Consider the following 15,291-nt stretch of genomic DNA (forward strand, 5'->3'; position numbering starts at 1 on the left):
TTCAAGCCACTGGCAGTTCCACCAGGCCGTTTTCCACGCAGGCGATCATCTGTTCGCCGCTGGCGGGAGCAGGCACGATTCCGGCGGTGAACGCGGAAAAGGCCGGCAGGACCGTCATCCGCTCGCGCAGCCAGAAGGCCGGGAAGCGCCGGCGCAATGCGGGCAGTGCGACCTGCGGATGCAGGTGGCCTGCGACCACGTGCCACGCCGGGTCTGCGCACGGTTCATGGCGCAGCAGGAAGGGCGCCAGCCGCACCTCCTCGTGGATATGCACCTGCAGCTGGGCATGCGGTAGCTGCCGGTCATGATTTCCGCGCAGGACATGCACGTCCAGTGCGGTGTTGCGTTCGCGCCAGCCGAGCCATTGCTGGTACCAGGCGGCGCGATGCGCCGGCCCATGCAGGATGTCGCCCAGGATCCACAGTTCGCGGCAGGCGTGCCTGTCCAGCAGACCCTGCAGGCGTTGCAGGTCTTCGCCGGTTCCGCCGCTGGGCAGCGCGATGCCGGCGCGGCGGAACACATCGGCCTTGCCCAGGTGCAGGTCCGCGATCAGCAGCGCCTGCCGCGCCGGCCAGTAGAGTGCGCGTGCCCCCGCCAGGGTCACCGGTTCGCCGGCAAGCAGCAGCGGTATTTCATCGGCCATGGCGACGTTCCAGCTGCTGGGCCGCGCGTTGCACGCGGGTACGCCAGTCCTCGTTGCTGAACTGTCCGCGCAGGCGTTCGGCCCACAGTGGAAAGCCCAGGGGCGTCAGCGATGCAGGGCGCTGCATCGACATGCGTCGCGCGCCGATCCGGACCAGCACCTGGCGTAGCCCCGGCAGGTCAAGGCTGTCATGCAGCACTTCGCGTTCGGCCAGCGCCAGCAGCAGGTGCTCGGGGTCATGCTCGCGCAATACGTCATACAGCAGGCCCGCCGAGGCCTGCAGCTGGCGCAGCGATCGCGGCATACCCCCCGGCAGGCTGGGTACCAGCAGGCCTGCGACGCGCGCGATGCCACGGAACTGGCGCCGCGCAAGCTCGCCCAGGTTCACCGCCGCACGCAGATCGTCCAGCAGTTGATCGGTGGTGAACAACGCATGCCATTGCGCCGCGTCCAGGTCGATCGCCTGCGCCGGTGCCAGCACCAGGCCGTGATCATTCACGGCATAGCCGATGCTGTTGCGTTGCTGGCGGGTGCAGCGCAGTGCCAACAGGGCGGCCAGCGCCTCGTGCACGTGGCGTCCGGCGAAGGGATAGACGAAGAGGAACTGGCCTTCGCGGCGGCGTACGTCCTCCAGCAGCACGTGGTCCGGGCCGGGAAGCGCCGACACCTGCTGCTGAAGTGCCAGCAGCGGTGCCAGCCAGCGCGCTTCCGCACTGTCGTCGGCGCCTGACAGCACCGACTCCAGTTCGCCGCCGAGTGCCATCGACAGCGGCAGCTGGCCTCCCTGCCAGCGGGGCACGACACCTTCACCGCGCCCTCGTGCCAGCCGCACGAAGGCGGTCATGTCGCGCAGCTGCACCAGCTCCAGCAGGCGCCCGGCGAACTGGAAGCGGTCTCCGCGGCGCAGGCGGCTGGCGAACTGTTCCTCCACGGCGCCGAGGCCGGCCCCGCGCAGGAACTGCACGCGCACGCTGCCATCGCTGCTGATGGTGCCGATCGACAGCCGGTGGCGTAGTGCCTGGCGCCGGTCGTGCATCCGGTAGCGGCCATCGGCGTCCTGCACGACCTTGTGGAAGTCAGGGTACTGGGCCAGGGCCTGGCCCCCCTGCACGATGAAAGTCAGCACGGCCTGCCACTGGTCCTCGGCCAGGGATGCGAACGCATGGGTGCGCCGGACCTGCGCCAGCAGCGCATCACCGTGGAAGCCACCGGCCAGGGCACGGCTGACCGCATGCTGGGCCAGAACGTCCAGCGACAGCATCGGCGGCCTGCGTGCTTCGACCACGCCTTCGGCCAGTGCGCGACGCACGGCTGCGTACTCGGCCAGTTCCAGCGCATGGCTCGGCACGCAGAGGATCGCGCCACTGGCACCGGGACGATGGCGCGCACGTCCGGCGCGCTGGCGCAGGCGGGCGACGCCCTTCGGGCTGCCCAGCTGCAGTACCTGTTCGACCTCGGGAAAGTCCACGCCGAGGTCGAGGCTGGAGGTGGCGACCACGCAGCGCAGCGTTCCTGCACGCAGCCCGTCCTCCACCTGCTGGCGCAGCGCCGGATCCAGCGAACCGTGGTGCAGCGCAAGCGTGTCGTGTTCCTCGGGCCAAACCGACGCCAGCGCCTGATGCCACAGTTCTGCCTGTGCACGGGTGTTGGTGAAGAGCAGGCTGCTGCGTGCCTGCATCAATGCGTCCAGCACCCGCGGCAGTTGGGCCAGGCCCAGGTGCCCGGCCCAGGGAAAGCGTTCACCGGGTTCGGGCAGCAGGCTGCGCACCGTGGTCGCACGCGGGCGCACGCCCTGCACGATCGGCGCGTCGGGCTGTCCGGGCAGCAGCACGTCGCGCGCCTCATCCAGATTGCCCAGCGTGGCCGACAGCCCCCACAGCTGCAATGCAGGCGCGGCATCGCGCAGCACGGCCAGATTCAACTGCAGCAGGACACCGCGCTTGTTGCCCAGCAGTTCGTGCCATTCGTCCACCACCACGCAGCGCAGCTGGCGCATGCGCGGCAGCGTATCCGGATAGCTCAACAGCAGCGCCAGCGATTCCGGCGTCGTGACCAGTACGTCGATGCGGCCCTCGCGTGCCTGTCGTCGTTCGCGGTTGCTGGCGTCACCGCTGCGCAGGCCGACACGCCATCCAAGCTGCAACCCATCGACCACGGCCTGCAGCGCACGCGCGGTGTCGCTGGCCAACGCGCGCAAGGGCGTCACCCACAGCACCTGCAGCGGGCGTACCGCACTGGCGCGGCGGGGCGAAGGCGGTGGGTCGATCATGGCCTGCAGCAGCGGTCCCCCGAACATCGCCAGTGTCTTGCCGCTGCCTGTGGGCGTGTGCAGCAACCCGGATCCGCCGGCGAGATAGTGCCGCCACATCGCGCGCTGGAACGGCAACGAGCGCCAGCCTTTCGACGCGAACCAGTCTTCCAGCCGGCGTAGTGCCTGGCTGCGGTTCATCGCGCCAGCGCCTGCAGGGTAGCCAGCTGATCGGCCTCGCTGGCTGGCTTGTCGTGGCGCCAGCGCAGGATGCGTGGAAAGCGTACGGCGATACCGGACTTGTGCCGGCTGCTGCGGTTGACCGCCTCGAAGCCCAGTTCGAAGACGTGTTCGGGGCGTACGCTGCGCACCGGGCCAAAGCGCTCGCGGGTATTGGCGCGGATCCAGCGATCAAGCGCGAGGATCTCCTTGTCATCCAGGCCCGAATAGGCCTTGGCCACCGGTACCAGCGTGTCGCCGTCCCAGACGCCGAAGGTGTAGTCGGTGTACAACGTGCTGCGCCGCCCATGGCCAGCCTGCGCGTACAGGAGCACTGCATCGATGGTGAGCGGATCGACCTTCCATTTCCACCAGTCACCGCGGCGTCGCCCGGCCTGGTAGGGCGAGGCACGACGTTTCAGCATCAGCCCTTCCACGCCACGTTCGCGTGCCACATCGCGCATCGCCGCCGCCTGCAGCCAGTCTTCGGCGGCAACGTCGGGTGAGAGCTGGATCCGTGCATCACCCAGGGCACCGACGACGTCGGCAAGCCGTGCACGCCGTTCCCGCAACGGCAACTCACGCAGGTCCGCGCCATCGTGTTCCAGCAGGTCATAGGCGAGCACGCGCACCGGCGTGTTGCGCAGGGTAGCCGCACCGGGCTTGCGGCGCTGGATGCGGGTCTGCAGCGCGGTGAATGCACGCGGCAGGTCCGTGGCTTCGTCCCAGGCCAGCAGCTCTCCGTCCAGCACGCAGCCATCGGGAAGCGCCATCGCCGCCTGTTCGATTTCGGGGAAGCGACCATCCAGCCGCTCTTCGCCGCGTGACCACAATGCGACCTCGCCGCGCCGGCGCAGCAGCTGCAGGCGGATGCCATCCCACTTCCATTCCAGCAGCCAATCTTCGATGGGGCCGAGGCGTTCGGCAGGATCGCCTTCCAGTGGCGAGGCGAGGAAGAACGGGTAGGGTTGCTGCCGGTCCAGTGGCAGCTCATCCGGCGACAGCAGCTGGCCCAGCAGTGCGGGCGAGGGCACCCACTCGCCCAGCATGCGCTGGGCGATGCGCGCGATGTCCAGGCCGGACCACTCCGCCAGTGCCTGCTGCACCAGCCGCTGCGAGACGCCAACGCGCAGGGCGCCGGTCAGCAGCTTGTTGAACACCAGGCGTTCGCTGCTGCACAGCTGCTGCCAGCCCGCGACGACCGCCGCACGGCGTACCGCTTCGGGCTGGTTGGCCACCGCCAGCAGATGCTGTTCGATCCAATCCGCCAACGCACGGTCAGCGGCCGGCTGGGATGGATCATCCAGCAGCAGGGTCAACGTTTCGGCCAGGTCACCGACCTGCGCATAGCTATCTTCCACCAGCCATGGCGGCAAGCCGGATTCTTCGGCAATCCAGGCGCGCAGTTCGCCACTGGCGGCGATCTTGCGGCGTGCGCCGCCCACCTTGCCACCGCTGAGCAGGTACAGCGCCCACGCCGCATCGTGCGCGCCTGCCTGGCGGAAGTAATCGATCAATGCCGCACGCTTGTCCAGCGTGGCGGTGCTGCGGTCCAGGCGCTGGTAGAGCGCCGCGAAGGCCTTCATTCCTCGCTCCCGAAATCGGTACGGAAGGCTTCAGCCGCTACGCCGCGCTCGCGCAGGAAGGGAATCAACGCATCGGTATTGCCATGGGTGGCGATCACCCGCTGCGCGCCGGTCTGTTCGATGGTCTGCAGCAGTGCGGGCCAATCGGCGTGATCGGAAATGACGAAGCCACGATCGACGTTGCGGCGACGCCGGTTGCCGCGCAGCTGCATCCAGCCCGAGGCGAAGCCCAGCTGGTAGCGGCCGAAGCGGCGCATCCACGGCGTGCCGGCGGCCGAGGGCGGGGCGAGGATCAACTGGCCGGCGGCATCCGGCTGGCGACCCTGCTCGGCCACCGCCAGCGTCTCCAGCATTGGCACGTTGGCCTGCCGATACACCTCCACACCATTGGCGATGGCACCGTGCAGCCAGGCCGGGCGATCGTCCAGCGGCAGCAGTTCGGCCAGTACCCGCTGCGCCTTGCCCAGTGCATAGCACAGCAGGATGGCAGCTTCGCCGCGCTGTTCGCATTCGCGGCGCCACGCCACGATCTCCGCAGCGACGGTGGGCGTGTCCGGCCAACGATAGATCGGCAGGGCAAAGGTGGCCTCGGTGATGAAGGTATCGCAGGGCACCACTTCGAACGGCGCACAGGTTGGATCAGGCTGGCGCTTGTAGTCGCCGGACGCCACCCAGACCTGCTGCCCGTCGTCGATGCGCACCTGCGAAGACCCCAGTACATGGCCGGCGGGATGCAGCGATACCTGCACCCGGCCCAGGCGGAACGGCACGCCCTCGGCATGCGCCTGCACCGGCACATCGCCCAGGCGCCAGCGCAGGATCGGCAGGCTGCCGTCGCTGCAGTGGTATTCGCCCATGCCCGGGCGTGCGTGATCGCCGTGGCCATGGGTGATGACCGCGCGCGGGACCGGTCGCCAGGGATCGATGTGGAAATCACCGGCGGCGCAGTACAGCCCTTCGGGGCGCAGGACCACCAGATCGTCATTGACTGCCATGCGGTCACTGTGGCCGGCCGCTCGTGCACAGGGTGAGAATCGGCCTGAACACGGGCTTGGCAGGCGATGCGGCACAATCGAACCGCAGATCTCTTGCCGCCAGGACGGACCGGATGAGTGGACCCAGCTTCAGCAGCAATGCGCCCTACGAAACCCATGTGGTGCTGAACCAGCCGCCGTCGTTCGCGGGGCGCCAGTTGTGGACCGATGACGTGGCGCTGATGGAGGCGGTGCAGCGCGAAGGCGCTGGCGGCTTTGCGCCGCGGCTGGCGGTCTATGGCGCGCTGGCGGGTGACGAACTGTACCGGCTCGGCTTCGATGCCAACCGCGATCGGCCGCGCCTGCGCACGCATGATGCGCAGGGCCATCGCATCGATACGGTGGAGTTCCATCCGGCCTATCACCAGTTGATGGGCACAGCGAAATCGCACGGGGTCGCCGGGTTGTCCTGGCACGAGCCGCAACCGGGCGGGCACGTCGCGCGCGCGGTGTTGAGCTACCTGCACCACCAGGCCGAGGCTGGCACCAGTTGCCCGTTGACGATGACCCATGCGGCAGTTGCAGTGCTGCACACGCAGCCGCACCTGGCCGAGTGGGCGCGCAAGGCCGCAGCGCCGGTCTATGACCCGCGCGATGTACCGGTGGCGGACAAGGCCGGCATCACGCTGGGCATGGGCATGACCGAGAAGCAGGGAGGCTCGGATGTGCGCGCCAACAGCACGCGCGCTGAACCGATCGATGGCCAGCGCTATCGCCTGGTCGGTCACAAGTGGTTCTTTTCCGCACCGATGTGCGATGGCTTCCTGGTGCTGGCGCAGGCGCCGGGAGGACTGACCTGCCTGCTGATGCCGCGCCGGCTGGCCGACGGCGACCGCAACGCATTCCGGTTGATGCGCTTGAAGGACAAGCTTGGCGATTGGGCCAATGCCTCCAGCGAAGTCGAGTTCTGCGGGGCACAGGCGTGGCGCGTGGGCGAGGAGGGGCGGGGCGTGGCCACCATCATCGGCATGGTGATGATGACCCGCCTGGACTGCATGCTGGGCGCGGCGGCGGAAATGCGCATGGCGCTGGCGCAGGCGCTGCATCACGCACGTCATCGCCGCACGTTCGGCAAGCTGCTGGTCGAGCACCCGTTGATGACCAATGTGCTGGCCGACCTGGCACTGGAGTCGGAAGCGGCCACAGTGCTGTCGATGCGCATCGCGCGTGCGGTGGACCGGGCCGGCGTGGATGCCAACGAAGCCGCATTGGCGCGTGTGGGGACGGCGCTGGGCAAGTACTGGTTGTGCAAGCGCGCGCCGGCCTTCGTCAATGAAGCACAGGAATGCCTGGGCGGAGCGGGCTATGTGGAGGAATCGATGCTGCCGCGGCTGTACCGGCAGGCACCGTTGAATTCGATCTGGGAAGGAAGCGGCAACATCCAGTGTCTGGACGTGCTGCGCGCGCTGGCGCGCGAACCGGAGGCGCTGGCGGCGCTGCGCGCTGAACTGGCGGCGGTGGCCGATCGTGATGCGCGCTACGCAGCGGCTTTGCAGCGGTGGGCAGCAGCACCGCCACCGGATGAGTCGCAGGCGCGGCTGTTCTGCGAGCGCACAGTGCTGTTGTTGCAGGCCGCGCTGCTGTTGCGTGCGCAAAGTCCGATGGCAGAGGCGTTCGTGCGCAGCCGGCTGCAAGCGGAGCATGGGCTGGTGTTCGGGACCCTGCCGACGGGCGTGGATCTGTCGGCGATGCTGGTGCGCGCGCTGCCGTAGGAGCGCCCACCACGGAATCAACGGAAAAAACGCAAAGCGAAAAGCAGAAAAGCCGCGGCAGTGCCGCGGCTTTTCCTGTAGCGCCGGGCCCATGCCTGGCTGCCGGTACGCCTCAGTGCTTGGCTTCTTCCTTGGCGGCGTTCGCCTTCGCGTCATTGGCAACATCGCGGGCCTTGTCGGCCACCTTCTGTGCGGCGTTGGCAGTCGCGTCGCTGGCGTGTGCGGCGGCGTCGGTTGCGGCGTCCTTGGCCTTGTCGGCAGCGTTGGCGGTGGCGTCTGCCGCCTTGTCCAGCGCCTGCTGGGTATCGGCGGCGGCCTGCTCGGAGGCTGCAGCGGTCTTGTCGGCGGCGTCACGGGTAGCTTCTGCCGCCTTGTCGACGGCATCGCGGGCAGCCGCGCCGGCGCTGTCAGCGGCCTGCTGCGCGTCCTGCTTGGCCTGTTCGGCTTCCGGGCCCTTGCAGGCGGCCAGGGCCAGCAGCAGGGAGGCGGCCAGCAGGGTGGTGGTGATCGGGCGAATCTTCATGGCGGTCTCCGGTACTGCAATGGATGGGGACGCCAGCCTATTCATGCCGTTGTGAAGGCGGGGTCGCGATGCCCGCGCCGCGAGGTGGCAGTGGCGCAAAGAAAAAGCCGCTGGCGAACCAGCGGCTTTTTCGGAACAGCGTGAAGAAAGAAGTTATTACTTCTTGGCTTCTTCAGCAGCGTCCTTGGCCTGCTCAGCGGTAGCTTCGGCAGCCTTGGCAGCGTCCTTGGCTTCGCCAGCAGCAGCGTCGGTCGCGGCAGCAGCGGTGTTGGCAGCAGCGTCGGTCGCAGCGTCAGCAGCGGTGGCGGCGGTGTTGGCAGCCTGCTGGGCAGCGTCGGCGGTCTGGGCGCCGGCAGCGGCGGCCTGGTCGGCAGCAGCCTGGGCTTCGGTGGCGGCTTCGTTGGCCGAAGCAGCGGCGTCCTGGGCAGCTTCCTGCTTCGAGCAGGCGGCCAGGGCCAGAGCCAGGGACATCGCGACCAGCAGCTTGTTGATGCTCATTGTGTAAATCCTCGTCGTTAGAATTAGGCAACGCGCATGCTGCGCGCCGACAACATGATGACAAGCCAAGATTGGGTGTCAAGCGATCCCGCATTCATTTTTGCGAAATCATCGTTAAATCTTTTTAAATCAATTCGATGGCGATTGCCGTTGCTTCGCCGCCACCGATGCACAGGGTGGCAATGCCGCGCTTGCCACCGCGCGTGCGCAGGGCGTTGACCAGGGTCACCACCAGGCGTGCACCGGAGGCACCGATGGGATGACCCAGCGCGCAGGCACCGCCATTCACGTTCAGCTTGTCGTGCGGGATGCCCAGCTCACGCATCGGCGCCATTGCCACCACGGCAAAGGCCTCGTTGATCTCGAACAGGTCGATCTGGTCCAGCGACCAGCCGGTCTTGGCCAGCAGCGTGTGGATCGCGCCGATCGGGGCGGTGGTGAACCACTCCGGTTCCTGCGAATGGGTGGCGTGGCCGACGATGCGGGCCAGCGGAGTGATGCCACGGGCGGCCGCGTCTTCCTCGGTCAGCAGGACCACCGCGGCGGCGCCGTCGGAGATGCTGGAGGAACTGGCGGCGGTGACGCTGCCGTCCTTCTTGAAGGCCGGACGCAGGGTCGGGATCTTGGCGATATCCGAGCGCCCCGGCTGCTCGTCGGTGGCGACCTCGACGTCACCCTTGCGGGTGGCTACCTTCACCGCGACGATCTCGTCGGCGAACGCACCGTTGGCCTGTGCGGCCTGCGCGCGCTTGACCGATTCGATCGCGTAGGCGTCCTGCTCCTCGCGGCTGAACTGGTACTTGTCCACGGCGCATTCGGCGAATTCGCCCATGGCCTTGCCGTCATAGGCGTTGACCAGGCCGTCGTGGGCCATGTGGTCGACCGCCTGGAAGTTGCCGAAGCGGTTGCCGGTACGCGAGTTCGGCAGCAGGTGCGGGGCGTTGGACATCGATTCCATGCCACCGGCGACCACGATGCTGGCCGAACCGGCCTTGATCAGGTCATGGCCGAGCATGATGGTCTTCATGCCCGAGCCGCACACCTTGTTGAGGGTGGTGGCGCCGGTCGACAGCGGAATGCCGGCGGCGATCGCCGCCTGGCGGGCGGGCGCCTGGCCGAGGTTGGCCGGCAGCACGCAGCCCATGAGGACCTCGGAGACGTCGCTGGCCGGTACGCCCGACTGTTCCAGGGCGGCAGCGATGGCGGCCGCGCCGAGGGTGGGGGTCGGCACGCCGTTGAACTGGCCGAGGAAGGAGCCGATGGCGGTGCGCTTGGCGGCGGCGATGACGATGTTGGACATGGCAATCTCGTTGATGCGTAAGCAATGTTCGGAAAGGAGACCGCGGACGTTGGAAGCGCCCCGGTTTCCCGGCAGACTGCGTGGGGGTCGGCCCAAGTATAGAGGGTCGGGGAGGGCCGCCGCTGGGCGGCACCGCACGCCTGCCGGGATGTAGGCAGGTCAACGTTCATGGGAAGGAATCGATGGAACGCACGACGATGGTTAGGTCCGCGCTGGCAACGGCGCTGGCGATGGCAATGACGGCATGTGGCGGCGGCGGAGGCGGCGGCAACGTCCGCATCGATCCCCCTCCGACCACCCCCACACCCCCAACGACGCCCCCTCCGACGGCACCGCCTCCGGCCAAGCCGCAGGAACCGGCCTTCGACGCGCACCTGTCAGTGACCAATGCGCGTGCCGCACAGGCCGTCGGCCTGACCGGGCAGGGCGTGCGCATCGGCATCGTCGACTCGGGCGTGCAGCGCAACGCAGCGGCATTGAACGGGCGGGTGGTGGGCAACCTCAACTACATTGATCCGGCGCGCAACAACCTGCTGGTGGACGACGTGGTGGGCCACGGCACGGCGGTAGCCAGCCTGGCCGCCGGCGCGCCGGTGGGAACCTGGCCGGGCGGCATCGCCCCCGGTGCGCAGATCGTTTCGGCGCGGATCATCGCCGACAAGCCGCCGGTCGATGACGGCAGCGGCAAGGGCAATTCCTTCAGCGGTCCGCTGGGCGTGGCGCAGGTCCACCAGGACCTGATCAGCTACAACGTGAAGGTGATGAACAACTCGTGGGGCGGCCTGTACTGGACCGACCTGCCGACCACCGCGCAGGTGGCGGCCGAGTACCGTCCGTTCGTCATCAACCATGGCGGCCTGGTGGTGTTCGCGGCCGGCAACGATGCGCGCACCGAACCGAGCAGCCTGGCCGCCCTGCCCAGCCAGCTGGGCGTTGCCGGCTCGCTGCCGGCGGCCGACCTGGAGCGCGGTTGGCTGGTGGCGACCGCAGTGGATCCCTATGCACCGGGCACGCTGGCCAGCTACGCCAATGCCTGCGGGCAGGCGGCGCGCTATTGCCTGGCGGCGCCGGGCAGCGCGGTCTATCCCGATGCCAATGGCAGCACCTACTACTGGAACTACGGGACGTCCTTCGCCGCCCCGTTGATCTCCGGCGCCGCCGCGCTGGTCTGGCAGCGCTACCCGTACTTCGACAACAACCTGGTGCGGCAGACCCTGCTGGGCACGGCCAAGGACATCGGCGCGCCCGGCGTGGATGCGGTGTTCGGCTACGGCCTGCTCGACATCTCGCGGGCGATCAAGGGCCCGGGCCGCTTCGACTGGGGTGATGTAGTGGCCAATGTCGATGCGCCATCGAGCGGCTCGCTGTGGAGCAACGACATCGTCGGCAGCGGCGGCCTGGTCAAGCAGGGCGGGGGCACCCTGGTGCTCGCAGGCAACAACAGCTACAGCGGCGCCACCCGCATCGAACGCGGCATCCTGTCGCTGCAGAACGGCGGTGTCATCCGTTCCAACGTGACCATCCTCGGCCAGCCCGACCCGGATTCGACCGGCCTGCAGTTCAATGGCGGCACGCCGCGCGTGATCGGCAACGTGGTCAACGGCAGCAGCGTGTTCCTGACCACCGGCAGCACCACCGGCACCATCGAGGGCAACTACACGCAGCAGGCGGGTGGCCAGTTGATGATCGCGCTCGGTGCCAATGCGCTGCAGGTGACCGGCACGGCCTCGATCAATGGTGGCGTGCGCGTGCATGGCTTCGTCTCCGGCTACGTGCCGCAGAACGGCAGCCGCCAGGACCTGGTCCATGCGGCCGGTGGCCTGAGCGGCACCTTCAGCAGCCCGGCCTCCTCCAGCGGCCTGCAGGGCCTGTCGCTGCTGCAGAGCAGCTATGGCTATGACAGCAACACTGCCTGGTTGAACCTGACCCAGGTGAGCGTGACGGCGGCGGCGACCGGGCTCGCGGCCTCGGCGCAGTCCGCGGCGCAACGACTGGAAGGTGCGTTCAGCGCACTCGATGGCAGTCCTGCGCTGCAGGGCTCGGCCTTCGGCACGGCGGCCGGTGCGCTGCAGTGGACCGGCGGTGGCAGCGAGGGCCTGGCAGCCAGCCTGCAGAGCCTGTCCGGGCAGGCGCATGCGCGGGCCGAGTCGGCCACCTTCGACAGCATCGACATGTCGCGCCGTGCGATCGCCGAGCGCTTCGATCGCGTGCAGGCGGCGCCGCGCCTGCGCGGGGCCTGGCAGAGCGCGCTCGGTGAGGCCGGGCAGGGCAGTTTTGCCGGCAATGCCGCCGACAGCCGTGGCTGGATGGCCGGCCAGGACCTGCCGCTGGGCAGCAATGGGCTGATGGGCGTGGCCTTTGGCGAGACCCGCAGCAATGGTGGCAGCAGCTTCGGCGGCGATCGTGGGCGTGATCGCCAGGCGCAGGCACAGTTGTACGCCGGTTGGAACCTGGGCCGGGGCTATGCGCTGGCGCAGGTCGGCAGCGGCCAGTTCACCCGTGCGCTGGATCGCCAGTTGCTGCTGGGCGCCGGTGCCTATGGTGTTTCCGCACGTTACGGCGGACGCTTCAGCAGTGCCAGCGTCGAAGGCGGCTATCGTTTTGGCCGCGCGGGCGCGTCGTTGACACCGTATCTGGGTGCCAGCACCACGCGCGTGGATACCGATGCCTTCAATGAGCTGGGTGGTTTCGGCTTCGGCCTGCGTGGCGACGCCAACCGCGTGCAGCGCAGCCAGATGCTGGCCGGTATCCGCGGCGAGCGCGGCTGGGGGCGCTGGACGCTGCGCGGGCACGCCGAGTGGCAGCAACGGCTCGACGGTGCCGATGCGGACTGGCAGGCCAGCTTCGTTGGTGTCGATGCCTGGGCACCCCTGGCGGGATGGGACGCACCGCGTGGCAGTGCGCTGTTCGGCGTGGCGCTGGAGTCGTGGTGGGGCCGCAATGGCCGCCTGAGCCTGGGCTTCGACCAGCGCGTCGGTGGCGAGGGCGCGCGCCAGGCGGCGCTGCGCTACAGCACCGGGTTCTGAGCGGGAGGTCGCGCCGGGACGTCAGCTCCGGCGCGACATCGGCAGGCTCAGCCGCCGCGCAGGTTGCCCAGGCGCGGGGTGCTGCGGCCCAGCGGCATCTTCAGCTTGCCGATCGACAGGATGCGGCTTTCGGCGATGCGGTCGGCCGCACGCTGCGGCGCGATGTTCTCGCGCTGCGACAGTTCGAAGATGCGGGTGAGGTTGTGATAGATGCTGCGGATCAGGCGCATCGCGCGTTCGCGGTTGTAGCCATCGATCTCCAGCGACACGTTCATCACGCCGCCAGCGTTGACCGCATAGTCCGGCGCATACAGGATGCCGCGCGCGTGCAGTTCATCGCCGATTTCCAGGCTCGACAGCTGGTTGTTGGCGGTACCGCAGATGATCTTGGCCTTGATCCGCGGCAGGGTGTCGGCGTTGATGGCGCCTTCCAGCGCGCACGGTGCGAACACGTCGGCGTTCACTTCGTGGATCTCGTCGGGCTTGACCGCTTCGGCGCCGAAATCGCTGACCGCGCGATCAACCAGTGCGCTGTCCAGGTCGGTGACATACAGCTTGGCACCGCGGTCGCGCAGCAGTTTCACCAGCTCCATGCCGATGTGGCCCAGGCCCTGCACCGCGATGCTGGTCTTGCCCACTTCCTCGTGGCCGAACTTGAAGCGCATCGCCGCCATCAGCGCCTGCAGCGCACCGTAGGCGGTGAACGGGGCCGGATCGCCGGAGCCGCCATGGACCTGGTGCACGCCGGTCACGAACTGGCTCTCCAGGTAGATGTTCTCCATGTCGTTGACGTCGGTGCCGACGTCTTCGGCGGTGATGTAGCGGCCGCCCAGCGAGTCGACGTAACGGCCGAAGGCGCGGAACAGCACCTCGGTCTTGTCCACCTTCGGGTCGCCGATGATCACCGCCTTGCCGCCACCGACGTTGAGGCCGGCCAGCGCATTCTTGTAGGTCATCGTCCGGCTCAGCCGCAGCACGTCGGCCAGTGCCTCGTCGGTGCTGGCGTAGGGGCGCATGCGCACGCCGCCCAGGGCCGGGCCCAGGGTGGTGTTGTGAATGGCGATGATCGCCTTCAGGCCGGCATCGTGGTTGTGGCAGAACACCACTTGTTCGTGGCCGGTGGTGGCGAGGGTTTCGAATAGCATGGCGTCTCCGATGGCGCGAACAGCGGCGAACTGCAGCGAACGGCCAGTGAACGGTAGGGTCCCAAAACAAAAAAAGCGACGTCGTCATGGCTGGGGGACGGGTCGCGCGGCGCCATTCTAGTCCATTCGCCCGGCCGTTGCCGTCGACGTCGGCGGCCGTCAGGTTAAAGAAGATGAAAGTGCGGCCGATGCTGCGACGACGGCGGGTGGCCGGATGGGCGTGAAGAGGCAGGGCGGTCAGTGACGGCAAGGGCATCACAACGACAGGGCGGGCGGCGATGACAGCGGCATGGTGGCGATCGCTGCGCGGCTGGCTGACACGTTCGACCGGGACGGCACCGGCGCGGCTGGTTGCCGCATCCCGCCAGGCGGTGGCCGCCGCAGCCGCAAGCCTGCAGGGCGAGGCGCTGCCGTCGCCGGAGATCGCCGCTCACCTGCAACGCGGGCTGCATGCGCTTGCGTTGTACCCACGGCTGGCCGGCGAGCCAACGCCGGTGCAGGACCCAGGCCTGGGCGAGGCGGTGGCGCGCGCGCTGCAGGACCGCGACTGGGCGGCCAGGCAGCTGCCCCGCCGGCCGCAGCTGCTGCCGCAGCTGATCCAGACCGTCAACGACGATGCCGCCTCGGCCCGGGTGATGGCCGCGATCATCGGCCAGGACCCGGTGCTGACCGGCAACCTGCTGCGCATCGCCAACAGCCCGGCCTACAAGGTCCACGAGCGCCCGGTAGAGAGCCTGCAGCGGGCGGTGACCCTGGTCGGCACCGAGGGCGTGCGCCAGATCATCAGTGCGGTACTGGTGCAGCCGGTGATGCAGGTGCAATGCGAGGTGTTCCCGCAGTTCAGCGCGATCATCTGGGAGCACGCACTGCTGGCATCGCGTGCAGCGGCCGACCACGCACGCACGGTCACCTTCGGCGATGCCTTCGCCGCGCAGTGGCTGGGCCTGGTGCAGGGGCTGGGTGCGGCGCTGGTGATGCGCCAGCTGCTGCAGGAGGCACAGGCCCGTGGCGAGCCCGTGGAGCCGGCGTTGGCCCTGCAGCTGTTGCAGCAGTGGTCGTTGCCGCTGGCGCAGCGGGTCGCTGCCGCATGGGAGTTGCCTGAGCCGGTTCACCAGGCCTTGGCGGTGGATGCGGAAGGATCGTTGGCCGACAGCCTGCGCCTGGCGAGCGCGGCCGCAGCGGCCAGCCTGTTGTGCCGCCATGGGCATGCCAGCCAGAGCCGCATGCTGGCCCTGCTGGAGCAGCTGCCCTCGGCACCGCCGCATGCATTGCGCTGGATCTGGCGGCGCCTGCATGGGCGCAACGTGGAAACGCTGGATGAGGCCGGACAGGATGAGGCCGCTCCGGCGTCCTGAGC

The 15,291-nt window shown here is 68.6% G+C and carries 11 protein-coding genes; 3 read left to right on the forward strand and 8 right to left on the reverse strand.

The window, feature by feature from the left end:
• Nucleotide 1: 1 nt before the first annotated feature.
• From pdeM to AC5P5W_RS05520, 4 genes are read right to left on the reverse strand one after another with little or no spacing between them, the layout of a single operon-like run.
• A complete protein-coding gene (gene pdeM / locus AC5P5W_RS05505; RefSeq protein ID WP_069116204.1) occupies nt 2-643 on the reverse strand; it encodes a ligase-associated DNA damage response endonuclease PdeM in 642 nt (213 codons plus the stop codon).
• Nucleotides 633-3,092: a ligase-associated DNA damage response DEXH box helicase gene (locus AC5P5W_RS05510; protein WP_075077045.1), complete on the reverse strand. Its 2,460-nt coding sequence runs from the start codon at nt 3,090-3,092 to the stop codon at nt 633-635. The genes pdeM and AC5P5W_RS05510 overlap by 11 nt, the downstream gene beginning before the upstream one ends.
• A complete protein-coding gene (locus AC5P5W_RS05515) occupies nt 3,089-4,696 on the reverse strand; it encodes an ATP-dependent DNA ligase (protein ID WP_142235304.1) in 1,608 nt (535 codons plus the stop codon). The genes AC5P5W_RS05510 and AC5P5W_RS05515 overlap by 4 nt, the downstream gene beginning before the upstream one ends.
• Nucleotides 4,693-5,691 carry a ligase-associated DNA damage response exonuclease gene (locus AC5P5W_RS05520; protein ID WP_046431930.1) on the reverse strand — a complete coding sequence of 333 codons (999 nt, stop codon included), beginning with the start codon at nt 5,689-5,691 and terminating at the stop codon, nt 4,693-4,695. The genes AC5P5W_RS05515 and AC5P5W_RS05520 overlap by 4 nt, the downstream gene beginning before the upstream one ends.
• A gap of 113 nt (nt 5,692-5,804) precedes the next feature.
• On the opposite strand from AC5P5W_RS05520, the gene AC5P5W_RS05525 reads away from it, so the two are divergent.
• Nucleotides 5,805-7,442: an acyl-CoA dehydrogenase family protein gene (locus tag AC5P5W_RS05525; protein ID WP_197574748.1), complete on the forward strand. Its 1,638-nt coding sequence runs from the start codon at nt 5,805-5,807 to the stop codon at nt 7,440-7,442.
• Between the two features lie 112 nt (nt 7,443-7,554).
• Here the strand turns inward: AC5P5W_RS05525 and AC5P5W_RS05530 are convergent, their stop codons facing one another.
• The 3 genes from AC5P5W_RS05530 to AC5P5W_RS05540 all read right to left on the reverse strand — a co-directional run bounded on the left by AC5P5W_RS05530 (nt 7,555) and on the right by AC5P5W_RS05540 (nt 9,763).
• Nucleotides 7,555-7,965, reverse strand: a complete 411-nt coding sequence (locus tag AC5P5W_RS05530; RefSeq protein ID WP_014647982.1) for a hypothetical protein — start codon at nt 7,963-7,965, stop codon at nt 7,555-7,557.
• A 156-nt stretch (nt 7,966-8,121) separates the two neighbouring features.
• Entirely contained in the window at nt 8,122-8,463 is a 342-nt protein-coding gene (locus AC5P5W_RS05535) for a hypothetical protein (protein ID WP_005418203.1), read from the reverse strand.
• Nucleotides 8,464-8,587: 124 nt separating this feature from the next.
• Entirely contained in the window at nt 8,588-9,763 is a 1,176-nt protein-coding gene (locus AC5P5W_RS05540; protein ID WP_014647981.1) for a thiolase family protein, read from the reverse strand.
• A 182-nt stretch (nt 9,764-9,945) separates the two neighbouring features.
• Between AC5P5W_RS05540 and AC5P5W_RS05545 the strand changes: the two genes are divergently transcribed.
• Entirely contained in the window at nt 9,946-12,789 is a 2,844-nt protein-coding gene (locus AC5P5W_RS05545; RefSeq protein ID WP_049404702.1) for an autotransporter serine protease, read from the forward strand.
• Nucleotides 12,790-12,836: 47 nt separating this feature from the next.
• Here the strand turns inward: AC5P5W_RS05545 and AC5P5W_RS05550 are convergent, their stop codons facing one another.
• Nucleotides 12,837-13,934 carry a Glu/Leu/Phe/Val dehydrogenase dimerization domain-containing protein gene (locus AC5P5W_RS05550; protein ID WP_008264553.1) on the reverse strand — a complete coding sequence of 366 codons (1,098 nt, stop codon included), beginning with the start codon at nt 13,932-13,934 and terminating at the stop codon, nt 12,837-12,839.
• A 278-nt stretch (nt 13,935-14,212) separates the two neighbouring features.
• Between AC5P5W_RS05550 and AC5P5W_RS05555 the strand changes: the two genes are divergently transcribed.
• Complete coding sequence (locus tag AC5P5W_RS05555) at nt 14,213-15,289, forward strand: HDOD domain-containing protein (protein ID WP_053496355.1); 1,077 nt, start codon at nt 14,213-14,215, stop codon at nt 15,287-15,289.
• The last annotated feature ends 2 nt before the right edge of the window (nt 15,290-15,291 follow it).

The organism is Stenotrophomonas sp. YJH_SMC_123 (assembly GCF_059368215.1).